This is a genomic window from Rhizobium sp. SJZ105 (assembly GCF_007828365.1).
In the GTDB taxonomy this organism is placed as follows: domain Bacteria; phylum Pseudomonadota; class Alphaproteobacteria; order Rhizobiales; family Rhizobiaceae; genus Agrobacterium; species Agrobacterium tumefaciens.
On record NZ_VIUP01000001.1, the window covers coordinates 666,206 to 689,321 of the forward strand.

General features: G+C 58.4%; 23 protein-coding genes. 16 read left to right on the forward strand and 7 right to left on the reverse strand.

Annotation, left to right across the window (positions count from 1 at the left end; all coding sequences use genetic code 11):
* The first annotated feature begins 341 nt into the window (after positions 1–341).
* Together FB593_RS03325 and FB593_RS03330 are read left to right on the forward strand one after the other, a co-directional pair.
* On the forward strand, positions 342–1,589 hold the full coding sequence (locus tag FB593_RS03325) for a sensor domain-containing diguanylate cyclase (RefSeq protein ID WP_065688229.1): 1,248 nt from the start codon (positions 342–344) through the stop codon (positions 1,587–1,589).
* A gap of 85 nt (positions 1,590–1,674) precedes the next feature.
* A complete protein-coding gene (locus FB593_RS03330; RefSeq protein WP_025593249.1) occupies positions 1,675–2,928 on the forward strand; it encodes a cytochrome P450 in 1,254 nt (417 codons plus the stop codon).
* Between the two features lie 58 nt (positions 2,929–2,986).
* Here the strand turns inward: FB593_RS03330 and FB593_RS03335 are convergent, their stop codons facing one another.
* From FB593_RS03335 to FB593_RS27450, 4 genes are all read right to left on the reverse strand, one after another.
* On the reverse strand, positions 2,987–3,355 hold the full coding sequence (locus FB593_RS03335) for a cupin domain-containing protein (protein WP_113473845.1): 369 nt from the start codon (positions 3,353–3,355) through the stop codon (positions 2,987–2,989).
* A gap of 15 nt (positions 3,356–3,370) precedes the next feature.
* Positions 3,371–4,654, reverse strand: coding sequence for an O-acetylhomoserine aminocarboxypropyltransferase (locus FB593_RS03340; protein ID WP_035198148.1), 1,284 nt, complete (start codon positions 4,652–4,654; stop codon positions 3,371–3,373).
* Between the two features lie 73 nt (positions 4,655–4,727).
* Entirely contained in the window at positions 4,728–5,162 is a 435-nt protein-coding gene (locus tag FB593_RS03345; protein ID WP_025593243.1) for a CoA-binding protein, read from the reverse strand.
* A gap of 497 nt (positions 5,163–5,659) precedes the next feature.
* Positions 5,660–5,806 (reverse strand): hypothetical protein, encoded by a 147-nt coding sequence (locus tag FB593_RS27450; RefSeq protein ID WP_162633688.1) that lies wholly within the window; start codon positions 5,804–5,806, stop codon positions 5,660–5,662.
* 239 nt (positions 5,807–6,045) lie between these two features.
* On the opposite strand from FB593_RS27450, the gene FB593_RS03355 reads away from it, so the two are divergent.
* The 6 genes from FB593_RS03355 (at position 6,046) to FB593_RS03380 (ending at position 11,013) form a co-directional block, all read left to right on the forward strand.
* Entirely contained in the window at positions 6,046–6,882 is an 837-nt protein-coding gene (locus FB593_RS03355) for an EamA family transporter (RefSeq protein ID WP_019565462.1), read from the forward strand.
* Between the two features lie 251 nt (positions 6,883–7,133).
* Positions 7,134–7,598 (forward strand): 50S ribosomal protein L13, encoded by a 465-nt coding sequence (gene rplM, locus FB593_RS03360; RefSeq protein ID WP_003512633.1) that lies wholly within the window; start codon positions 7,134–7,136, stop codon positions 7,596–7,598.
* A 2-nt stretch (positions 7,599–7,600) separates the two neighbouring features.
* Positions 7,601–8,068, forward strand: coding sequence for a 30S ribosomal protein S9 (gene rpsI / locus FB593_RS03365; protein WP_003512631.1), 468 nt, complete (start codon positions 7,601–7,603; stop codon positions 8,066–8,068).
* A 131-nt stretch (positions 8,069–8,199) separates the two neighbouring features.
* Positions 8,200–9,153, forward strand: coding sequence for an agmatinase (speB, locus tag FB593_RS03370; RefSeq protein ID WP_145166324.1), 954 nt, complete (start codon positions 8,200–8,202; stop codon positions 9,151–9,153).
* Between the two features lie 71 nt (positions 9,154–9,224).
* Positions 9,225–10,157 carry an N-acetyl-gamma-glutamyl-phosphate reductase gene (gene argC, locus FB593_RS03375; protein WP_019565461.1) on the forward strand — a complete coding sequence of 311 codons (933 nt, stop codon included), beginning with the start codon at positions 9,225–9,227 and terminating at the stop codon, positions 10,155–10,157.
* 10 nt (positions 10,158–10,167) lie between these two features.
* Entirely contained in the window at positions 10,168–11,013 is an 846-nt protein-coding gene (locus FB593_RS03380; protein WP_145166325.1) for an aminoglycoside phosphotransferase family protein, read from the forward strand.
* A 6-nt stretch (positions 11,014–11,019) separates the two neighbouring features.
* Here the strand turns inward: FB593_RS03380 and FB593_RS03385 are convergent, their stop codons facing one another.
* The gene (locus tag FB593_RS03385) at positions 11,020–12,138 is read right to left on the reverse strand and encodes a COX15/CtaA family protein (RefSeq protein WP_003512619.1); all 1,119 of its coding nucleotides are present in this window, start codon (positions 12,136–12,138) and stop codon (positions 11,020–11,022) included.
* Between the two features lie 227 nt (positions 12,139–12,365).
* On the opposite strand from FB593_RS03385, the gene FB593_RS03390 reads away from it, so the two are divergent.
* Both FB593_RS03390 and uppA read left to right on the forward strand, forming a co-directional pair.
* A complete protein-coding gene (locus FB593_RS03390; protein WP_003512618.1) occupies positions 12,366–12,578 on the forward strand; it encodes a DUF2842 domain-containing protein in 213 nt (70 codons plus the stop codon).
* Between the two features lie 98 nt (positions 12,579–12,676).
* Positions 12,677–13,909 carry a polysaccharide biosynthesis GNAT family N-acetyltransferase UppA gene (uppA, locus tag FB593_RS03395; protein WP_003512617.1) on the forward strand — a complete coding sequence of 411 codons (1,233 nt, stop codon included), beginning with the start codon at positions 12,677–12,679 and terminating at the stop codon, positions 13,907–13,909.
* A gap of 21 nt (positions 13,910–13,930) precedes the next feature.
* On the opposite strand, the gene uppB is transcribed toward uppA, so the two are convergent.
* Positions 13,931–16,195, reverse strand: coding sequence for a polysaccharide biosynthesis protein UppB (gene uppB / locus FB593_RS03400; RefSeq protein WP_145166326.1), 2,265 nt, complete (start codon positions 16,193–16,195; stop codon positions 13,931–13,933).
* A gap of 209 nt (positions 16,196–16,404) precedes the next feature.
* On the opposite strand from uppB, the gene uppC reads away from it, so the two are divergent.
* The 6 genes from uppC to FB593_RS03430 all read left to right on the forward strand — a co-directional run bounded on the left by uppC (position 16,405) and on the right by FB593_RS03430 (position 22,289).
* A complete protein-coding gene (uppC, locus tag FB593_RS03405; protein ID WP_003512614.1) occupies positions 16,405–16,977 on the forward strand; it encodes a polysaccharide export protein UppC in 573 nt (190 codons plus the stop codon).
* 17 nt (positions 16,978–16,994) lie between these two features.
* Positions 16,995–18,137 carry a polysaccharide biosynthesis type 4 glycosyltransferase UppD gene (uppD, locus tag FB593_RS03410; RefSeq protein WP_038490701.1) on the forward strand — a complete coding sequence of 381 codons (1,143 nt, stop codon included), beginning with the start codon at positions 16,995–16,997 and terminating at the stop codon, positions 18,135–18,137.
* Positions 18,138–18,358: 221 nt separating this feature from the next.
* Entirely contained in the window at positions 18,359–19,912 is a 1,554-nt protein-coding gene (gene uppE / locus FB593_RS03415) for a polysaccharide biosynthesis glycosyltransferase UppE (protein WP_003512611.1), read from the forward strand.
* Complete coding sequence (gene uppF / locus FB593_RS03420; protein ID WP_065661100.1) at positions 19,909–21,150, forward strand: polysaccharide biosynthesis O-antigen ligase family protein UppF; 1,242 nt, start codon at positions 19,909–19,911, stop codon at positions 21,148–21,150. The genes uppE and uppF overlap by 4 nt, the downstream gene beginning before the upstream one ends.
* A 78-nt stretch (positions 21,151–21,228) precedes the next feature.
* Positions 21,229–21,378, forward strand: a complete 150-nt coding sequence (locus FB593_RS03425) for a hypothetical protein (RefSeq protein ID WP_003512607.1) — start codon at positions 21,229–21,231, stop codon at positions 21,376–21,378.
* Between the two features lie 230 nt (positions 21,379–21,608).
* Positions 21,609–22,289: a hypothetical protein gene (locus FB593_RS03430; RefSeq protein WP_112289845.1), complete on the forward strand. Its 681-nt coding sequence runs from the start codon at positions 21,609–21,611 to the stop codon at positions 22,287–22,289.
* A 96-nt stretch (positions 22,290–22,385) separates the two neighbouring features.
* Here the strand turns inward: FB593_RS03430 and FB593_RS03435 are convergent, their stop codons facing one another.
* The gene (locus FB593_RS03435) at positions 22,386–22,922 is read right to left on the reverse strand and encodes a DUF1269 domain-containing protein (RefSeq protein WP_112289842.1); all 537 of its coding nucleotides are present in this window, start codon (positions 22,920–22,922) and stop codon (positions 22,386–22,388) included.
* Positions 22,923–23,116: the final 194 nt, after the last annotated feature.

The window sequence follows — 23,116 nt, forward strand, 5'->3', positions numbered from 1 at the left end:
TATCCTTAACGGCTCAACAGCGTTTACGGGCGTTTTCCACCCGCGGGGTAACGGCTATGGAGAAGCCGATGCCAGCCGAACCATTCTCTGTCGCCCGCATTATTTTTTAACAGGAGCAAACCGCAAACGCAAAAACCGGTGTGTTGCCCAGATATAACTTCTCACTGGCAAGAACTCGTTAGGTATTTGCGGCTGATACTACGACCGCGAATTTCCGGTTTCCCGTCAGGGGGCGGGAGCCTCTTTTGAGGCGAAATGGCATCTCCACCAATTCGGCGGGCATTGCGCACATCGTGCCGCGAACCGCTTTTACGGCATGATAGCGCAGATAGGATTTTGCAATGCTGGATGCAAAGACGGGCATGCTGCTTTGGGCGTCGGAAACGCTGACCCTTGCCCTGCTGCTGGGAACCCTGTGGCTGCACCGCCCTGCCCGCCGGCACAATATCTATTTCGCAGCCGGTTTCGCCGCCACGAGCGCCGGCACGGTGATGGTGGCGCTGCGCGGCGATATTCCCAACTTCCTGTCGATCGAAGTCGGCAATACGCTTGCCCTTTCGGCCTTCAGTTTCTGGCTCGCCGGTCTCCTGTCCTTCGAACAGCGCAAGACCGCCGGCTGGATCGCCATTCCGCCGCTGTTATGGGTGGCGGGCATGCTGATCGGCCCCGTACGCGAAAACATGGTCCCGCGCATCCTGCTCTATCACATCTGTGCCGCCACCGGTTATTTCATGCTGGCCGGCATTCTTCTGGCCAGCAAGGCACGCGCGTCATTCAGCCGCAAGGTGCTGGCGGCCACCTTCATCGTGCAGGCATTTTGCGGGGCGCTCGTGGCGTCCATCGTCATTCCCGTCAACGCCGCCGCCCCCAACGCCATTCCGCTGACGGCAGCGCTCGCCTTTTCAGGCATTCTCGGCTTTACCATCATCGTCATGATGAGTGCCAAGATCATCATGGAAGACACGGAAACCCGCCTGCACCGGCTGGCCATGACCGACCACCTGACCGGCGTCCTCAACCGGCGAGGGCTGCTTGAAGAGTTCGAACACATCAAAAAAAGGTCGCCCGGCTCCAGCCGTTACGTGGCGCTGGCGCTGTTTGACATCGACCATTTCAAGAAGATCAACGACAAATACGGCCATCAGTCGGGAGACGCGGTGCTTGTGCATTTTTGCAATATGGCGCAGCGGGTCATCGGTGAGCGCGGCCTGTTCGTCAGGATGGGTGGCGAAGAATTCGCGCTCGTCGCCGAAGTGGAAAGCCCCTCCAGCACCGTGACGCTTGCGGAAGCCATCCGCAGCAACCTGCGCCTTTCGAAGATCAGCGCACGGGGCGAAAACATCGAGGTCACGACCAGCGTCGGCATATCCGAAGCCATGATCAAGGATGCGGACCTGAGCGTGATGATGACGGAGGCCGACCGCGCGCTTTACGCGGCCAAGAAGGCCGGCCGCAACCGCACTGTGATCCACGTCAATTCAGCCAATGTTGTCGTCCCCTCTCCGGACCGGAACGAAAACCCGATGGACAACAATGCCAACCGGCAGGTTGCGGCGCTGAACCGGATAGCGGCCATCGCCAACCGGTGACAAAGTAACCATACAGTGACATGCGGATAAACACACGGAACGGCACTTTCCCGCCCTTCCCAAAGTGCGGCGAGCGGAATAAACCATGGACATGACAGCGACATTTCCCTTTCTCAAAATCGATCCCGCCACGCGTCGTGTTTCACTCGATGCCCGCAATCCGGCTTTCTACAACGATCCGAACCCGGTCTATGCTGCCCTGCATGCCCAATGTCCCACTTTCTATTGGGAAGAGCAGCGGCAGTGGTTTTTCACCGAATACGACCATGTCAGCGCCCTATTGCGCGACCGCCGGTTCGGACGGCAGATCCTGCATGTTGCGAGCCGCGAGGAGATCGGTCTGGCAGAGCCGCTCGAGCATGTGAAGCATTTCGACGCCGCAGAGCAGCACTCGCTTCTGGAGCTGGAGCCGCCGGAACACACACGGCTGCGCACCCTCATCAACCGCGCTTTCGTTTCGCGGCATGTCGACAAGATGAAGCCGGAAATAGAGGAACTCGCCAACCGGCTGATCGACGCCTTCGAACGAAACGGCGAGACGGAACTGCTCTCTTCCTATGCCGATATCATCCCGGTCACGATGATCGCGCGCATGATCGGCATTCCCGAGGAAATGGGGCCGCAGCTTCTGAAATGGTCACATGCCTATGTCGGCATGTACATGTTCAAGCGCACGCCTGAGGACGAGCTTCTGGCCGACAGGGCCGCACATGAGTTTTCAGACTATGTGCGCAGTGTGATCGCGGAGCGCCGGGCGGAGCCGAAAGACGATCTGCTGAGCCACATGATCCATACGGAGCACAAGGGCCAGTATCTGACCGACGACGAGCTGATCTCGACCACCATCGTTCTGTTGAACGCCGGGCACGAGGCGACGGTGCACCAGATCGGCAATTCCGTGCGCATCATTCTGGAAAGCGGCATTGCGCCTGACACACTTTTCCACGACGAGACGGCAACGGAACGCACGGTGGAAGAAACGCTGCGTATCTGCGCGCCCGTCCATATTTTCCAGCGCTGGGTTCTGGAGCCGGTCGAGATCGATGGCGTGGAATTCAAACGCGGCGACAAGGTCAGCCTCATTCTGGCGGCCGCCAATCTCGATCCGGCCAAGTTTTCCGATCCCCTGGCATTCAGGCCGGACCGAAACGAAGGCGCCAACGTCTCCTTCGGCGCCGGCATCCATTTCTGCATTGGCGCGCCGCTGGCAAGACTGGAGCTGAACCTAGCCTTGCCTCTGCTTTTCAAGCGACTGCCGGGCCTGAAGATTGCCGAGCCACCCAAGGTCAAGGACGTCTATCACTTCCATGGTCTGGAACGGCTCGATCTCAGCTGGTGACAGCCACGCCGGGAACAACCTTTATCCCGGCGATGGACCAATAGAAATCATCCGGCCCCTACAACCGGATGACATAATCCTTGCGGGTCGTTTCGATGACCTCCCAGGTTCCCTTGAAGCCCGGCCGCAGGACCAGCCTGTCGCCCGGTTTCAGATCTCTCGCGGATCCGCCATCCTCCGTCAGGATCGAGTGACCCTCGAGAATGTTAAAATATTCCCATTCGTCATAGACCACCCGCCATTTGCCGGGCGTCGACTGCCAGATGCCGGCATAGATGCCACCGGGCGCTTCCTCCAGATTCCACGTGGTGAATTTGGGGTCGCCGGAAATCAGCCTTTCCGGTGCGGGTGCACTGTGCTCCACCTCCGCCTCGACATCACTGGCCGTAGCGGTTCGTGTATCTTCGAATGCGAGAAAATTCGTCATGACGACCCCGGTCTCTCAGAGCTTCGCAAGCGATTGTTCGAGATCGGCGATGATGTCCTTGACATCCTCGATGCCGATCGAGAGGCGCACCACATCCGGTCCGGCACCCGCCGCCGTCTGCTGTTCCGGTGTCAGCTGCGCATGTGTCGTGGAAGCCGGGTGGATGACGAGAGAGCGTGTATCGCCGATATTGGCGAGATGGGAGAAGAGTTGCAGACCTTCCACCAGCGCCTTGCCGGCGGCATAACCGCCCTTGATGCCGAAGGTGAAGACGGAACCAGCGCCCTTTGGCGAATAATGCTGCTGGATTGCGTAGTTGTCGCTGTCCTCCAGCCCGGCATAATGCACCCAGCCCACCTTGGGGTGCGCTTTCAGCCATTTGGCGACGGCCAGCGCATTGTCGGAGTGGCGCTGAACGCGCAGCGGCAGGGTCTCTATGCCCGTGAGGATGAGGAAGGCATTGAAGGGTGAGATCGCAGGGCCGAGATCGCGTAAGCCAAGAACGCGGCAGGCAATCGCGAAGGCGAAATTGCCGAAGGTCTGGTGCAGCACGACGCCGGAATATTCTGGGCGGGGCTGCGACAGCGACGGATATTTATCCGTGGCCGACCAGTCGAAAGTGCCGCCATCGACGATGATGCCACCCATGGAATTGCCATGGCCGCCGAGGAATTTCGTCAACGAATGCAATACGATATCCGCGCCATGCTCCAGCGGCCGCAACAGATAGGGGCTTGCCATGGTGTTGTCGACGATGAGCGGCAGGCCGTGACGATGGGCGACATCTGCAATCGCGGCGATATCCACGAATGTGCCGCCCGGGTTGGCGAGGCTTTCGATGAAGATCGCGCGTGTGCGGTCGTCGATCTGCCGTTCGAAACTGGCCGGATCAGCCGCATCGGCCCAGCGCACCTGCCAGTCGAAACCCTTGAAGGCGTGGCCGAACTGATTGATGGAGCCGCCATAAAGCTGGCGTGCCGCGACGAAATTGTCGCCGTGTTGCAGCAATGTGTGGAAGACCAGCAATTGCGCGGCGTGACCGGATGCAACGGCAAGTGCCGCCGTGCCGCCTTCAAGCGCTGCGACACGCTCCTCCAGAACCGCCTGGGTTGGGTTCATGATGCGCGTGTAGATATTGCCGAACTCTTTTAATCCGAACAGCGCGGCTGCGTGATCGGCGTCACGGAAGGCATAGGCCGTTGTCTGGTAGATCGGCGTCGCGCGCGCACCGGTGGTCGGATCGGGCTGTGCGCCCGCGTGCACGGCCAACGTTGAGAACCCGGGATTGCTGCTCGGCATGATGTTTCCTCCAATGATATTTTGGAGGGATCATAATGCCTTGCCGCCAAATGATAAGTCCAATCCGTACCAACTATCGCACAATATTGAGACGCGGATACTCAATTGCGGGGCAACGGTCCATCACCACGTTCATGCCGTAGGCCTCGGCCTTGGCCGCCGCATTGTCGTCTCTGACCGAAAGCTGGCCCCAGATCACCGATGGCCGCTGCGGCAGCAATATCGCCTCTTCGACAATTGCCGACAAATATTCCGGCGCCCGGAACACATCGACCATATCAACGGGTTCGGGAATGTCGGCAAGCCGCGCATACACCTTCTGCCCCAATATCTCCTTGCCCGCCTGACCGGGATTGACCGGAAACACGCGGTAACCCTTGGACAGCAGAAAGCGCATGACGCCGTGGCTCGGCCGATCCGGATTGGGAGAGGCGCCAAGCAGGGCGATGGTCCTGACATCCGTCAGAATTTTTCTGAGGTAATCCGGTTCATAGGTATCATGCTGCATGTCAACTTTTCCCTCTGCCATATCGCGCGGTTCAAGGACCTCATGCGCCGGCTCGACGCTCAATGGCCCAGCGAGAATTGCCTCTCCCGCATAAATCCGCGGACGAGCTTTTCGCACCGCTTTTTTGCGGCCGCTTTCCTAAATCTAGGAACCCTCATCCTTCTCTTGAACCCCCGCCCGAATGAAAATATTGAACAAGCCGGACTCGTGGTGTCACGAAAGTACACCTAGTTTGCGCAAAATGATTTCACAAAAACACCTTAAGCGGCGTTGTGCTGAGTATTTTTATCCAGTTTTTCAAAAGCATACATTTCGATGAATATTTGCTGAAACAACATTTGCGTGCATCTTATGCGCCCTTCGTCTCCTGTTTGTTTTCATTCCGTTCACCGATGCATTAGGCGTATCTAATTTTCAGAAAGTTATTCTGTAAATCAAGTTATAGGTAAAACTGTAACGTTGTAGCCAGCCATTCAGTAATGAATTGAAACTTCTTTTCATTTTGAGCCTGCATGTGCTCGCTTGATTGATACAGTTTCATCTTCTGGATACGGGCAATTTCGAGCAGGAATAATCGCCGCAATCGGTCGCATTTTTGCAAAAAACACGTTCCACAGCAAAACCATAAGCTGTGCATCCGGCATCGGCGCGTCTGCCCTGCTGATGAAATCGTGAGCACGGCCGAATTTCGCCTCTCGCACAGTTGCCCACTCCATCCCGCAACACGCACAGACCCGAAACTTGACACGCGTCATAATCCGCAAAGAAGCAACCGCTTACGACAGGAGGATTTGCGTCTCCCACAGCCACCACGGAAAATGGATTCCGGTTTTCAAGCCGATGCTGTAGGTTGCCCGGAATAGCCCATGAGCGAGTCTCTATCGTGACATTTGACATTCTAATTCTGGTGCTTCTGGGCGCGATATTGCATGCCGGATGGAATGCGCTGGTAAAATCCGGATCCGACAAGTCGCTGGACGCCTCGCTGATCGCGGCGGGCGCCGCAGCTTGTTCTTTACCCTTCCTGCCCTTCCTGCCGTTTCCTGCGCCGGTAGCCATTCCCTTTCTCATCGCCTCAGCCGTTCTGCAATTTGCCTATTTCCGCCTAGTCGCCGCCGCCTATACGATCGGCGATATCGGCCTCGTCTATCCCGTCATGCGTGGCGTGGCGCCGCTGATCGTCGCAGCGACGAGCAGCCTTTTTCTCAGCGAGATTTTAAGCCCGCTTGCGCTTGCCGGGATTGCCATCATTTCCGGCGGCATCCTGACGCTTGCCTTCGAGGCGCGGCGCGGCGGCGGAAAGGCGATCATTGTCGCGCTCATCAACGCCTTCGTGATTGCCTCCTACACCTTCGTTGATGGTGTCGGCGCAAGGCTTTCCGGCAATGCGATTTCCTATACGTTGTGGATGTCGCTTCTGCCGCCCGTCCTCCTCTTTGGTTTCGCCTTTTACCAGCGCGGCGTAAGCGCCGTTACGCAGCACGTGCGGCGAAACTGGTGGCGCGGCCTGATCGGCGGCGGCGGCTCCATCCTCTCCTATGGGCTGGCGCTCTACGCCATGACCAAGGCCCCCGTCGCCGTCGTCGCGGCGCTGCGCGAAACCTCAATTCTGTTTGCGCTGGTGATCTCCGTCGTCATCCTCAAAGAACGCGCCAGCGTCTGGCGTTATCTCGCTGGCGGCATCATCGCAGCGGGTGTTCTGGTCATGCGGCTGGGATGAAACAGGTAAATCTATGGGGTAAAATAATACCACATAAATAAACCATTGTTTTTATTGATTTATTTTTACAGTCAGCAAAATCCGTCATATTGACGCCTCATCCAGCACACCGTATAAGCGCGCCAGATCGGATTCCAAAGGGAATATGGTCATTTGCGGTCGCCTTCGGGTGACCAAACCAAGCAACAAGAAACGCCCGTATGCTCTTACTTTAAAAGAGGATGACGGGTCCACGTTAGAAAGTGAAATCCATGTCTACTTTCGTTCAGAAGCCTGCTGAGGTGGAGAAGAAGTGGGTCATCATCGACGCCGAAGGCCTCGTTGTTGGTCGCCTCGCCACCATCATTGCAACCCGCTTGCGCGGCAAGCACAAGGCCACCTACACCCCCCACGTCGATGATGGCGACAACGTCATCGTCATCAACGCGGAAAAGATTGCCTTCACCGGCAACAAGTACGCCGACAAGAAGTACTACTGGCACACCGGTCACCCGGGTGGCATCAAGGAGCGTACGGCTCGCCAGATCATCGAAGGTCGCTTCCCGGAGCGCGTCGTTGAAAAGGCCGTCGAGCGCATGATCCCGCGCGGCCCGCTCGGCCGTCGTCAGATGAAGAACCTGCGCGTTTACGCCGGCTCGAACCACCCGCACGAAGCACAGCAGCCCGTCGTTCTCGACGTAGCCGTGCTCAACAAGAAGAACGTAAGGAGCGCCTGATAATGGCCGATCTTTCCTCTCTGAAAGACCTCGCCCCTGCATCGGAAGCTTCTGCTCCTGTGCACGTCCGCAAGGTTGACACTCTCGGCCGCTCCTACGCGACCGGCAAGCGCAAGAACGCCGTTGCCCGCGTATGGGTAAAGCCGGGTTCTGGCAAGATCATCATCAACGGCCGCGATTTCACCACGTATTTCGCACGTCCGGTTCTGCAGATGATCCTTCAGCAGCCGATCGTTGCCGTTGCGCGCACGGGCCAGTTCGACATCATCGCTACCGTTGCCGGTGGTGGTCTGTCCGGTCAGGCCGGTGCCGTTCGTCACGGTCTGTCCAAGGCCCTCACCTACTTCGAACCGGGCCTGCGCGCCGTTCTGAAGAAGGGTGGCTTCCTGACCCGCGACAGCCGCGTTGTCGAACGTAAGAAGTACGGTAAGGCCAAGGCCCGCCGTTCGTTCCAGTTCTCCAAGCGCTAATCGCTTCTCGGAACCGTTCGTTCAAAACTTCGAAAAGGCGGGGCTTCGGCTCCGCCTTTTTTCATTGCCATCCTCCTTGTTTTTTCGGCGAGAAGACAGCACCCTCAGCGCGAACCGCAATGGGGTGATCAATGCCATCAAAAACCATCGACCATGCCTTCACCGCAGCAACGCTGACATCGGCTGCGACCGACCCGACCCATGCGGGCGTCCTCTCCTTCATGCGGCGCAAATATACCAAGATCCTCAAGGGCGTATCGACGGCCGTCTGGGGTGTCCCCTTCGATGCGGCGACATCAAACAGGCCGGGTGCCCGCTTCGGGCCGCAGGCGATCCGCCGCGCCTCCGCGATTTTCGACAACGACCCGGAATATCCCTTTGCCCGCGATCTTTTCGCCCATATGCCGACCATCGATTATGGCGACTGCCTGCTCGACTACGGCAATCACTGGAAAACGCCTGATACAATCGAAAAGGAAGCGCGCAAGATCATCTCCAAGACGGATTATCTGCTGACGCTTGGCGGCGACCATTTCATCACCTGGCCGCTGCTGAAGGCGCATGTGGCAAAGCACGGCCCGCTGGCGCTGGTGCATTTCGATGCGCATCAGGATACCTGGTTCGACGACGGCAAACGCATTGACCATGGTTCCTTCGTGGCCCGCGCCGTGCGCGATGGTCTGATCGATGCCGATCGTTCCATCCAGATCGGCATTCGCACCCATGCGCCTGAGGATTTCGGCATCCGCATTCTCCACGGTTACGAGGTGGAGGAGATGCGGGCGAGCGACATCGCCTCGCTGATCATCAAGCACACGGCAGGGATGCCCACCTATCTGACCTTCGATATCGATTGCCTCGATCCAGCCTTCGCTCCCGGAACCGGTACGCCCGTGGCCGGTGGGCCGACAAGCGCCAAGATATTGTCCGTCCTTCGCGGACTCGGCCAGCTCGATATTCGCGGCTCCGATGTGGTGGAGGTCGCGCCCGCTTACGACCATGCTGATATCACTGCCATTGCCGGAGCGACCGTTGCAATGTATATGCTTGGCCTGCGCGCCGAACGGCTGGCGAAGGCCGGCTGAACCGACGCCCGGGCGCTTAGCAAACTGAATCCGATTACACTCGCAACCCTCTGAAAAGTCAGGACAAGGACATGACAGCGAAGATCTTCATCGATGGCGAACACGGCACAACGGGTCTGCAGATCCGCACGCGCCTTGCTGGTCGCCGCGATATCGAGTTGCTGTCCATTCCCGAAGCCGAGCGCCGCAACGCCGCTATCCGCGAGGACATGCTCAACAACGCCGACATTTCGATTCTCTGCCTGCCGGATGATGCTTCCAGAGAAGCTGTCACCATGGTGGCAGGCAACAACAATGTCCGCATCATCGACACCTCGACCGCCTATCGTATCCATAAGGACTGGGCTTACGGTTTTGCCGAAATGGACAAGGAACAGGGCGAAAAGGTTCGTTCCGCCCGCTTCGTCGCCAATCCGGGCTGCTACCCGACCGGCGCGATCGGCCTTCTGCGTCCGCTGCGCGCCGCCGGCATTCTGCCCGATGGGTATCCCGTCAGTGTCAACGCCGTGTCCGGATATACCGGCGGCGGCAAGCAGATGATCGCGCAGATGGAAGATCAGAGCAGGGACGATGCGATCAGTGCCAACAACTTCCTCTATGGCCTGACGCTTGCACACAAGCACGTGCCGGAAATGACCATTCACGGCCAGCTGGACCGCGCGCCGCTGTTTGCACCCTCCGTCGGGCGCTTCCCGCAGGGCATGATCGTGCAGGTTCCGCTGTTTGCCGCCGACCTCAAGGACGGCGCGACCATCGAGACCGTGCATGCCGCGCTCACCGCCCATTATGCCGGACAGGACATCGTCAGCGTCGTTCCACTTGCCGAAAGCAAGGGGCTGTCCCGCATCGATGCCGAGGAACTGGCGGGCAAGGACACGATGAAGCTGTTCGTCTTCGGCACGCCGGGCGGCGAACACATCAATCTCGTCGCGCTGCTCGACAATCTCGGCAAGGGCGCATCGGGTGCGGCTGTCCAGAACATGGAGCTGATGCTCTCGGCATGAGGCTTTTTGCGTGAGCCGAGCTATCCCCTTTTTTCCGGCCTCGTGGAATATCGAGGCCGCAAAACAGATTGCCGATACGCCGGCCGGGGTGGTTTACGAAGTCAGACTTGGCAATGGTTCCCTTGCCATCGCCAAGGTACTTAAACACAAGGTTCTGAAAGACAGCCTTCGCGGGGCGGATTTCATCGAATGGCGGGCAGGTGTCGGCTGCGTGAAGCTGCTCGATCGCTCCGACGACATATTGCTCATGGAACATGCCGGCAATGAGACATTGCGCGACGTGCTTTTTCGCGACGGCGACGATGATGCCACGACCGCAATCGCCGCCGATGTTCTCCTTCACTATCACCAGCCTTCAACGCAGACGCCACCAGCAAGCCTGCTGACGCTGCCGCAATATTTCGAAAGTCTGTTCCGTAAAGCCGAGCACGATCGCAGCGAAGGCACCGACAGCCCCTACATCGAAGCCGCTTCGCTTGCCGAGGAGCTTATCGGGCACCAAAGCAATATTCGACCGCTGCACGGCGATCTGCATCACGAAAACATCATGCGCAGTTCGCGTGGCTGGATCATCATCGACCCGGCAGGCCTGATCGGCGATGCAGCACTCGACGTCGCCAACATGTTCTCCAATCCGCTCGACCGCTTCGATCTGACACGCAGCGAGGCACGCATCGCCTCCATGGCGTCGATTTTTGCGAAAGCGCTCAAACGGGACGAACGGGTGCTTCTACAATATGCCTTCGCCTACGGCTGCCTTTCGGCAGCATGGCACGAGGAAGATGGCAACACGCGCGAACGCGACGACGAAATGGCCGTCGCGACAACCATCAAGTCTGTCCTGAAGCAATTTTAAGGGTTTTCAATCCCTGATCTCAACCGCGACAGGTGCCGGGTATTCGCCGAGGAAGCCTCGCCAATGGGCGACTGCAAAACCAAGCACAAGCAGCGCCATGCCCTGATGGGCGAGCGCCACATGAATATCCACATGCATCAGAAGCGTGGTAATGCCAAGCGCCGCCTGAATGGAGATCAACACGAAGAACAGTACGGCGCGGCGGGCATGCGGCGTGCCGGGCAAGGCGCGAGCCAAGGACACCATATGCCACAGCGTGGCGGCAAACAGCGTATAGGCGCCGAGGCGGTGGACGAACTGCACCGTCTTCGGGTTTTCGAACAAGTTGATCCACCAGGGCTGTTGCAGGAAAAGATCGCCGGGCACCAGGGAGCCGTCCATCAGCGGCCACGTGTTGTAGGACAGGCCGGCATTCAGCCCCGCCACCAGCGCGCCGAGATAAATCTGGAACAGACAGAGGAAGGTCAGCAGCGCGGCAAAACGGCGGCCGGTCGTTTCATTGGCAGCATCGGGCGAATGGTGCGACAGGCCGCGCAATATCCACATGCAGCCCGCAAAGATGAGGCACGCGATCGTCAGATGCGTTGCCAGGCGATATTGCGAGACATCTGTACGGTTGACGAGGCCGGAAGACACCATCCACCAGCCGACGAAGCCCTGAAAGCCGCCAAGCCCCAGAAGGCCGATGAGCGGCAGGCGCAAGCGCCTTTCGATGCGGCCGGTCAGCCAGAAGAAGGCGAGCGGCAGGGCGAAGATGAGACCGATGGCGCGGGCAAGCAGTCGATGCGCCCACTCCCACCAGAAGATCGTCTTGAACTCATCGAGCGACATGCCCCGGTTGATTTCCTGATATTGGGGAATACGCTTGTAGAGCTGGAATTCCTCTTCCCATTCGGCAACGGAAAGCGGCGGAATGGCGCCGTGGATGGGCTTCCATTCGGTAATTGACAGGCCAGACTCGGTCAGCCGCGTGGCGCCGCCGACAAGCACGAGACAGAACAGAGTGAAGAGGACGACGCGCAGCCAGATGCGCAGCAGGCGGCGATCCTTCTCCTGTTTCTGCAGGGCAGCCTCCACCACCATTTCCGCAGAACCATTTGCCATCGTCATGCCGCTCGAATGCATCTTTGAGGTCTCCATCATACAGTCATGTTGATTAGCCCCAACCGGCACAACAAAACAAGGCCTCAGGGTTTGCGGCATCCGGTCGCGGCGGTATAGTTTCGCCAGACACTAGATCGTCCTGTCTCTGCTTCGAATCACCAATACGATCTAGATTTTTTGTTTTACGCATGTCTTTTCCCCAAAACCGATGACACTTTTGGGATACATGCTCGGTTACGGAAGATTTCATGCACCCTCGCCTCAGATCGCTCATCGGCACCATCGTCATCATCTGCCTCGTCGTCATCTACGCCGTAGCGGCGACAGCCATCGCGTCGGCGACGCTGGCGCAATCTCCATGGTGGGTGCATCTTGCCTACTTCGTGCTGAGTGGGCTTTTGTGGATACTGCCCGCCATGCTGGTCATCAAATGGATGGCCGGCTCCAAAAAACAGGAATAGGCACCTGCCTTCTACGGGACATCCAGAGGTCGCAATTTTATAAACCTCTTGTTTGCCGCTCAACGATATAGTCTCACCGAAACAACCGGAGAGCGTGGATGGCGGCTGAAGCGCCGGTCATAGTCAGCGAGGGTGAAGGACCAGCCGCCGTGCAAAACGAGCGGCGGGGCGCCGATCGCCTGGCTATCGATCTCGTCGACGATGCCTCCACTATCCGCGCCGACTGGGAACAGCTGGAGAGCGACCCGCTCAATTCGCTGCATCAGGGTTACGGCTGGTGCTCCATCTGGGGGCAAACGCAGGACAGACCCCTCCTCATCATTCGCGGCAGGCAAAGCGGAAAGACCGTGTTCCTGCTGCCGCTCGAAATCGTTCTGGAAGGCGGCATCCGCAAAGCACGTTTTCCCGGCGGCCGTTTCAACAATATCAATACCGGGCTTTTCGACCGGTCCTTCGCCGAAGCAGCCAGCCACAAAACGGCGGCAGCCATTGCCCGCGAAGCGCGAAAGCTGCTGCGTGGCCAGGCGGATATTCTGGCCCTGCAGAACATACCGCTGATCTGGCGTGGCAGGACCAACCCGCTCTCGCATCTGGCATCCGTCGAAAACCAGAACCCGGCCTTCCAGATTCCCCTACTGGCAAATTTTGAGAGCACGCTTCGGCAGATCAACGCCAAGAGGCGCCGGAAGAAATTCCGCATCCAGAGCCGGAGAGCCGAGGAAATGGGTGGTTACAGCCATGTGATCGCCCGTTCGCCACGGGAAAAGTGCGAATTATTGCAGACGTTTTTCCGACAGAAGGCAGCCCGGTTCGCATCGCAGGGCATTCCGGATGTTTTTCGCGATCAATCGGTAAAAGACTTTTTCTATGACCTCGCAAATTTTCCGGAGATCGGCACAGACAGTCTTCTGGAACTCCACGCCATTCGTCTGCATGGTCAAAATGAAGGTTTCATCGCTGCCATATCCGGCCTTTCGCGCAAGCAGGATCACATCATCTGCCAGTTCGGTTCTATCGATGAGACCTTCGCGGAAATCAGCCCCGGTGAGCTGCTGTTCTGGCTGATGATCGAACGGGCTTGCAGTGAAAATGCGGCGATCTTCGATTTCGGCGTCGGTGACCAGCCCTACAAACGCAGCTGGTGTCCGCTTTTCACCGTGCAGCATGATATTTTCCTGCCGGTGACGTTGAAGGGCCGCGCGGCGGCCTCTGCCTATGTTGCCATTGCCCGGACAAAGAGCCTGATCAAATCCAATCCGGCACTCTATGCGTTCATTCAGCGTTTCCGCGCCGGTCGGCCGAGCATGGACGCAACGCCCGCTGCCGACTGACCGGTTATCGGCCACAGCATCTCAGGCGGCGCTCAGACGGTCCGGTTTGCGCATGCCGGTCATCGGCAATGCCTGCTCGTAGCCGTGGGCAACCAGTTCTCCGAGGGTCTTTTCCAGCAATTCGCTATCATTACCGGGAACGGACACGACGATTTCCGCCGGCAGATTGCGCAGCATTTTCTCAAGGCTCGATATCTGAACCGCGCCGCACTCCACGAGAACCGTGTCATAGGCGTCGGAAAGCGCGCTGAGGATCATCGTCAGCCGGTCGATGGCGCGCATGGCCTCACGCGGCTGCGCATTGCCGCGCGGCACGATATGGGCATCGGAAAGCCGGTCGCCGTGAATGGTTTCGCCAAAGGCGGCGGCACCCGCCAAAAGGTCCATGACGCCCGGCAGTCCGGTCTCAGGCGCCATCAGGCGCGTCGGACAGGCCGATGCCGTCATATCGACGAGAACGACCGAACGGCCCATTTCGGACAGGGCGCGCGCCAGCATGACGGTGGTGGTCGAACCACTATCACCAGCTGGAGACACGACCGCTGCGACGGATTTGGCAAGACGGGTGGCGAGGAAAGACGCGACGGCGTCGATCGAGAAATTGTCGGCGTTGTCGATCTCTTCTTCCGCAGCGTCCGCTTTCGCAGCCATGGCGTCTGCAACTGGCAAGGCCGATGTGGCAGCGACAGCCGCGACCGGTATCTGCGCTTCCTGTTCGAGAATGGACTGGCGGGCAGCGGCAGGCATGGAACGAACCGCAGGCGGCGCATCCTCTTGACGTGCGGGGAGCGGTTGTTCCGGCGTATCCGGTGTCTCATCCGTGTCAGCACGCGCTTTGGCGGGTGGTGGCGGATCGGACAGCGGCGGGACATGGGTCTTGCCAACCGGCTTCAACGCCCGCCCGGTGAACAGTTCCACGAGCATGACGACGATGCAGGAGAGAAGGAAGGCCGCCAGCGTGACGACAATGGTGATGGCGCCGGTCTTCGGGAAATAGGGTTCGCGCGGCTCCACTGCCGTTGAAATCACGCGGGCATCGGCGGGCGTGGATTCGGCTGAACCGGCGCGCGACGTCGCCTCGCGATAACGGGCGAGATAGGTTTCAAGAAGCTGGCGCTGGGCCGAGGCCTCGCGCTCCAGGTCGTTGAGGCCAACCTGCTGCTCACCGGCGCGTACACTTTCCGATTTCAGCACGTTCAACTGCTGAACCAGTTGCCGCTCCCGCAGGCGGGACACATTGGCCTCGTTTTCGAGACTTGCGAGCACCTTGCGGGTCTCTTCCTGAATCTGCCGTTGTATGCCGTCAATTTGGCTGCGCAGCGCCTTGATACGCGGATGGCCTTCCAGCAGCGAGGAAGACAGATCGGAAATCTGGCTGCGCATGGCAGCCTCGCTTTCCTTCAGTCTCTGGATCATCGGCGAGGCGACGACGTCGGGGAAAGTATCGAGTGGGCGGCCGCTCGAAAGCGCGTTGCGCACGCCTTCTGCCCGCGCCTCCGCATTCGCCCGCTCGCCGCGGATACGGCCAAGTTCGGTCGAGATATCGCTGAGTTGCCGGGTGGCGAGCGTTTCGCCCTGCCCTGCCGACAGAATATCGGACGAGGCGCGGTAATCCGCGACCTTCCTGTCCGCATCGCGAACCTTCTCACGCAGACTGGCGATTTCCGGCTCCAGCCAGCGTGCCGCCTCCGTGCTTGTGTCCAGTTTCGCGCCGCTCTGCAGCGCGATGTAGGCCTTCATCATCGCGTTGGGGACTGCTGCCGCAAGCATGGGGTCCTCGGACGAGAACTCGACCGTGATGACGCGCGAGCTTTCGACCTGGTAGACCTGCAACCTCTCCTGGAACGCTTTCAGTATCCGTTCCTCTGGCGGCACCTGCTGCGGATCTTTCTTGACGCCGACAGCAACCAGCAGCTTCGAGACGAGAGAAGGACGCGCCGCCGGGTCAAGCTCCTGCCGCTCATAAAGCTTCATATCTTTCGCGACCTGCTTGATGAGGTCAACAGATTGCAGGATCTGCACCTGGCTGGAGATGGTCAATTCATCGAGCACGGGTTCGGCGGGCGCATTCGACTGCTGCGACGCACCGAAGGAGGCTGCGCGCGATTCGATGAGGACGCGCGCCTCGCCCTTGTAAGCGGGCGACATCATGCTTGCGACAACGAAGGCGGCGCCCCCGGCAAGCAGCGTGATCGCCGCTATCCTGCCCTTGCGCTGCCATATGGCAGCGACGAGCCGCGCGAGATCGATATCCACATCCCTGTCATCAATGCGATCGCCGTTCATACGGGCTCCGTAACCGAGATACACCTCGGGCGCTCAAATATAGAGGCCAATTTTCGCGAAGTTTAAGTCTTTCCGGTAACACAACAGTTAATTGTGACGAAACCCACGAAATAAAGCCGATATTACCGTCCTTGCGACTGGCTGTTTACCGCCCATTAACCCTAACAGAACGATAAGAATGCTCATAGTTCGACTCGGAGCCAGATGAGATGCCGCTCGCCGGATCACGACATGTCACCGCACTGACACTTGCCGTTCTAACGGCCCTTTCCGGTTGCGCGGCATATCAACCTGCGCCCAAGGCGTTTCACGAGGGCGCCCTGCAGCCCTATCATGTAGATAGCGGTGACAGGCTGCGCATCAACGTGTTCGAACAGACCGGGCTGACAAATACCTATACGGTCGATCAGGCTGGTTATGTCGCCTTCCCGCTCGTCGGTCAGGTTCCCGCCCGAGGCAAGACGCTGCCGCAGCTCGAAGCCGCCATTGCCGCCAAGTTGCGTCAGGGTTATCTGCGCGATCCCGATGTGACGATCGAGATCGATCGTTATCGCCCCGTGTTCATCATGGGCGAAGTCGGCCGTCCCGGCCAATATTCCTACGTGCCGGGCATGACGGCGCAGAACGCCATCGCCATCGCCGGCGGCTTCACGCCACGCGCCAATCAGGCCGATGTCGATATCACCCGCAAGATCAATACCGAGGTGATGACCGGCCGGATCGGGATCACCGCACCAATTCTTGCGGGCGATACGGTCTATGTGCGTGAACGCTTCTTCTGAAAAACGGAGCGGCTGACATGGCGGATGACGGTCCTCCCCTGCGCATCATTCACTGTTTCCGCTCTCCCGTCGGTGGCGTGTTCCGCCATGTCCGCGACCTGATCGAAGAACACGTCAAGCAGGGCCACAAGGTCGGCATCGTCTGTGATAGTTCGACCGGCGGCGCGCATGAGGAACGGCTTTTCGCGCAGATCGCCCCGATGCTGGAGCTAGGGTTGACCCGCCTGCCGATCAAGCGGTCGATAAGCCCCGGCGACCTGTGGGCGCTCGTTAAGTCCTACAACCATATCAAAAGTTTGCGGCCGGATATTTTGCATGGGCACAGCGCCAAGGGTGGCGCTCTGGCCCGGCTGATCGGCTCACTGTTGCGGGTGAACAAGTATCGCGTAGCCCGCCTCTATTCGCCGCACGGCGGCAGCCTGCATTACGATCGCAAAAGCCTTAAAGGGCAGCTGTTCCTGCGCATCGAGCGGTTTCAGGAGCATTTCACCGACGCCCTGTGTTTCGTTTGCAATTTCGAACAGGAAACCTACGAAACCAAGGTCGGCAAACCACGCACCCGCACGGCGATGATCTATAACGGCGTGCAGGAAAGCGAGTTTGAAACCGTGCCCACCCGCGAAGGGGCAGCGCGCTTTCTCTATATCGGCATGTTGCGTGACCTGAAGGGGCCCGACATCTTCATCAAGGCATTCGCCAAGATGGAACGCAGCATCGGCCAGCCCATGTCCGGCGTCATTGTGGGCGATGGGCCGGACAGGGACAAATATGCTGATATGATCGCCAAGGCCGGACTTTCGCAGCGCATTTCCATGCACGCCGCCATGCCCGCCAGACAGGCATTTGCGCTGGCGACGACTGTTGTCGTTCCCTCACGCGCCGAGGCGATGCCTTACATCGTGCTGGAAGCGCTTGCTGCGGGGAAAACCGTCATCGCCTCGCATGTTGGAGGCATAGCTGAGGTTCTGGGAGAAGACAGCGAGGCGCTCGTTCCGGCTGGAGACGCCGATGCGCTGGCAAAGATAATGGTCAAGGATGCCGAGAGCCCGGACTGGGGGAAACGGGTGATGCCCCGCCCCGACAGCTTCAAGGCGAAATTTTCAACGCCTGTTATGGCCGACGACATGATGAAGCTCTATCGTCACCTGCTTTCGCTCTAGAAACATTTCAAAAACACGATTTTTAATTGTATATTCTGCCGTCCTGTAGAAACTCATCATAAACGTTTCTTAGCATGTTTCGGCTAGTTTCCTGCTCGTAGAGCGCACGTATCCGCACGGATGCGAAAACTGTGCTCTACCACTTTGAAGTTGCGCATCGTTCCCTTCGAAAATCGATTCCGGTTTTCGGGCCGATGGGCTGGAGGGTGCGGACCAAAGCAATGACCAAGGCTGACAAGGGAAGACTTGAATTCGATCTGGCAACGTTGCGCCAGCAAATCTCCGAGCGCGATGCGGGTGAGCCTTCCGCATCGGAAAGCGTTGTTCTCAATCCGCTTGCACGGCAGATCGCCAACCAGCTTCGCGCCGGAAACCATTCGCCAAACATGGTCATAGGCCAATTGCGTCTTCTCGAATTTTCGATGCTGGCGATCATCGCGGCCATCGTCAACGGCATCGCTGCGCGGCAGGGGCTTGAAACCTTTCTTGCGGTTTTCGGCATTGGGGTGCTGGGCGCGGCGGTTTGCGTGTTTCTTTTGCAGGCCGGCGACTGTTACCAGTTGCCGACGCTGCGCGCGCCGCTGAAAATGTTTGCCCGCATTCAGGGCGCCGTCTGCCTGTCCTTCGTCACCGTCGCCGGCATCCTTCTCCTATTTTTGCCGGAAGCGCTGCATTCCTGGCAGACTTTTGCCATCTGGTACGCCACCGGCGCAATCGCCATTTTCACTGGACGGCTGATCCTCGGCTTCGCCATTCGCCACTGGGGCCGCAACGGCGTGATGGAGCGTCGCGCCGTGATAGTCGGTGGCGGCGATGCCGCCAAGGACCTCATCCGCTCGCTCGAACAGCAAACGGACAATGATATCCGCATCTGCGGCATTTTCGACGACCGGAAAAGCGAGCGTTCGCCCGATGTGGTTGCCGGCTACCCCAAGCTCGGCACCTTCGCGGAACTGGTGGAATTCGCCCGCCTGACGAAGCTCGACATGCTGATCATCGCCCTGCCGCTCAGTGCCGAGGCGCGTATCCTCCAGCTCCTGCGCAAGCTTTGGGTGCTACCCGTCGATATCCGTATCGCGGCCCATGCCAACAAATTGCGTTTCCGCCCCCGCGCCTATTCCCATGTCGGTGCGGTGCCGATGCTCGACGTGTTCGACAAGCCGATACGCGACTGGGATTCGGTGGGGAAAAGGGTGTTCGACATCGTTTTCAGCATTATCGGTATCGTTCTGTTGTGGCCGGTGATGCTGGGCGCGGCGATTGCCGTCAAGACGACATCCAAAGGCCCGGTGTTCTTCAAGCAGAAGCGTCATGGCTTCAACAATGAAACGATCAATGTCTGGAAGTTCCGTTCCATGTATACGGAACTCAGCGACCCCACGGCGAAAAAGGCCGTCACGAAAAACGATCCGCGTGTCACGCCGGTCGGGCGGTTCCTGCGAAAATCCTCGATGGACGAGCTGCCACAGCTTTTCAACGTTCTTTACGGCGATCTTTCTTTGGTCGGGCCGCGTCCGCACGCCGTGCACGCCCAGACGGGCGACCTGAAATATACCGAGGTGGTGGAGCATTATTTTGCCCGGCACAAGGTCAAGCCCGGTGTTACCGGCTGGGCGCAGATCAATGGCTGGCGTGGTGAGATCGACCACGGCGACAAGATCAAGTTCCGCACCGAATACGATCTCTATTATATCGAGAACTGGTCGCTGCTTCTCGATCTCAAGATCCTGTTCCTGACGCCGATCCGGTTGCTCAAATCGGAAAATGCCTATTGACCCACACCGGTTACCAGCACGCACCGGATTTTGACGCACCGCTTGCCGCCATGCGGCTGGTCGGCGCGTTCTTCATTGCCTTCGGCGTCTTTCTTTCCGGCTTCGTGATTTCCGAACCGGCGCCCTATGAGCTGATGATGGTAGGGCAAGTGGCCATCTGGTTCCTGCTGGGCTTGCGCCTTTCGCGCACCGTCGTCCTGCTTCTGTGCCTGCTGCTTGCCTTCAATGTCGGCGGTTATCTTTCGCTCACCACCATGGCCAATCTCGACGAGGGGCCGCTTTATCTCGCCGTATCGACCTTTCTGGCGCTGACCTCGGTTTTTTATGCTGCCATCATCGAGGACAAGCACCAGCGGCTGCTGCTGATTTTCCGGGCCTGGCTCGCCGCAGCTTTGATTACCTCCCTGCTCGGCATCATCGGTTATTTTCACGCCATTCCCGGTTTCGAGGTCTTTACCCTTTACGATCGCGCCAAGGGCGCCTTTCAGGACCCGAACGTCTTCGGCCCCTTCCTGGTGACGCCGTCGCTGTACCTGATTTACGGCCTGCTCTCCGGCAAGGCGATGCATGCGCCATGGCGGATCCTTGGCCTGCTCATTCTGTCTCTTGCCGTGTTCCTGTCGTTTTCACGCGCCGCATGGGGTCTTTTCCTGTTTTCCGCAGTGCTTCTGGTTTTCGTCATGCTGCTGAAAGAGCGTACGGCGGCATTCCGGCTGAAAATCCTCGTTCTGTTTCTCGTCGCCGTGGCATTGATGGTGGCAGCCGTCATCATCGCCCTGCAATTCAAGCAGGTAGCAGACCTGTTCTCCAGCCGCGCCTCGGCGGTGCAATCCTATGATGGCGGCCATCTCGGGCGTTTTGCCCGCCACTATCTCGGTTTCCTGATGGCGATGGAACATCCGCTCGGCATCGGCCCCATGGTGTTCGACGACATCTTTCCCGCCGCGGAACATAATATCTGGCTGAAGAGCCTGACCACGCATGGCTGGTTTGGCTTCGTCATCTATCTCACGCTGATCTGCTGGACCATTGCCGCCTGCTTCAAACTGCTGCTGCGCCAGCGGCCCTGGCAGCCGTTTCTCATCATTTCCTGGGTAACCTTTGTCGGGCATGTGATGATCGGCAACGTCATTGACACCGACCACTGGCGGCATTTCTTCCTGCTGCTCGGCATATTGTGGGGATGCATGGCTCTGGAAAAGCGCGAAAGCCTGCGCCAAAGCAGAAGTGCCACATAAAGTCCTTACCCTTACGGAACCTTACATTATTTCATGCGTTTAGCCCGCGATCATGATTGTCAAACGGGGAGACATCCTATGACGCAGACGAACAATCTCTATTTTATCATTGGCGCACTTCTGGTGGTTCTTGTCGGGCTTGGAGCCTATGTCTGGCACGAAGAAAGCAAACCGAAGGGGATCGAGATGAATATCGGCCCGAACGGTGTTTCCGTGCAGGAAAACTGAGCACTTCCAGTAAAAAATGCGTAGCGGTTTCATGACTGAAACCAAGGCATTGAGTGCGTCCAACGCTTCGTTTCATTAGAGACGCACTATATGTCCGCAAGCGTCGCGCAAAGTTCGGCTATTAGACCGGGTGCATCCCAAGCTTGAGACGGCTGGGGATACACCCGGTCTTCTTATGAGAGGAGACGAAAGGCGGGATCGAGAATCTTCGCCGAGCCGGTTCGGTATGCATGACGTGTATCGGCCTGATCATGGAAACAGTGAGCGCAATGGTCTCCTCCGTCGACCTGTCCACACGCATCAACTCCACCAAACTCGCACTCAAGGCCATCAAGGAGCAGGAGGACAATTCCGCTTCGACCTCCTCACCACGAACTGCGATCCTCGACTCCTACGGGATCGACACCTCGCCCTCCTCCACCAATACGCGGCTGACACAGCTTCTGGCGCAATATGCGCAAGTCTCCGGCACTGACGCGGAGACCGACGACACCAGCACGCAGGCGCCCTCCGGCGACATTACACAGGCCAGTTTCATGACAAGCCTGAAGGCGACGCTGGAAGAACTCTCCAAGGACCCCAGCAAAGCTACGCAAGCCAAGGCAATGCTGGAAGCGCTGGCCGCTGGAACGCTGACAGTCTCCGATCCGACCGAAGGCGCAAAGATAAAAGCCTGGGACGTGGAGGCCGACAAGACAACCACCTCAAAACCGGCAACCGAGATCACCACGACCGGCTGGAGCGATTTTCTGAAGGACCACCTCAAGCGCGACGGTTCCGCTTATGCCAAGACCACCGGTGGCGCCTATGTCGACAGTATTTCCGGCGACAATGCATTTTTTGGCAATGTCGGTAGTCGGTATTATTATCTGACCTGGCCGCAACCTAAAACCGGAACGCTGACGGTTTAAGCCAACGTTTCCGGCGAGGGTCGCAAAGAGCGCCACCGCACTTTTATAGATCTGCTGCGACATGAATCATGCCGCAGCATTGTCTCTCTGCATCGTTCAGACGGCAGGTGCTGCCGCTTGTTCCGTTCCGCCGGAAAGCGCCTTTTGCAGTTGCGCTTCCTGCTCTGGCGAAAGCGAGGTTTTGATGACCCGCCCACGAAGACCCTCCAGTTCCGCCATCACCTTTTCCGGCTGCACCTTGCGGATCAGCACGAACAACGCCGAAGAGCCATTCGGGATGGTTTCACCCAGAGATTTGATGAAATCGTCGTCGATGCCATAATCCGTCAACGACCCCGCAAGCGCACCCGTTCCCGCACCGATCGCGCCGCCAATCGCAAATCCCGCGAGCGGATTGAGGAACAGCAGGCCAACGAGGCCGCCCCAGAGACCACCGGAGAGAAAACCGGAGCTTGCACCGATCGCCGTCAGATTGACGCTCTGCTTCAGGTGCACCTTGCCGTTTTCATCGCGAACGACGACGACGGCATCTTCCAGATCGACCAGATATTCCTTTTTCATTCCAGCAAGTTTCAGAAGGATCCGGTCGGCCTCTTCCGTTCCGTCAAAACCGACAACGACGAGTTCGGACATGTTTCATCTCCCTGAATTTTAGTTTCGCTTAGATTGGAACGCCAAAGAACACGGCAGGTTCCCGCCATGATGGAAGGATGATGTGTCACGCGTTTGACGGGCAACATCTTCGGGAAGAAAGTCCCCTACCCACCGTCCACAGCCTTTGTTCCTTTTTTCAAGAAAAGGCTATTTTCCGCTTGCGCCCTAACAGG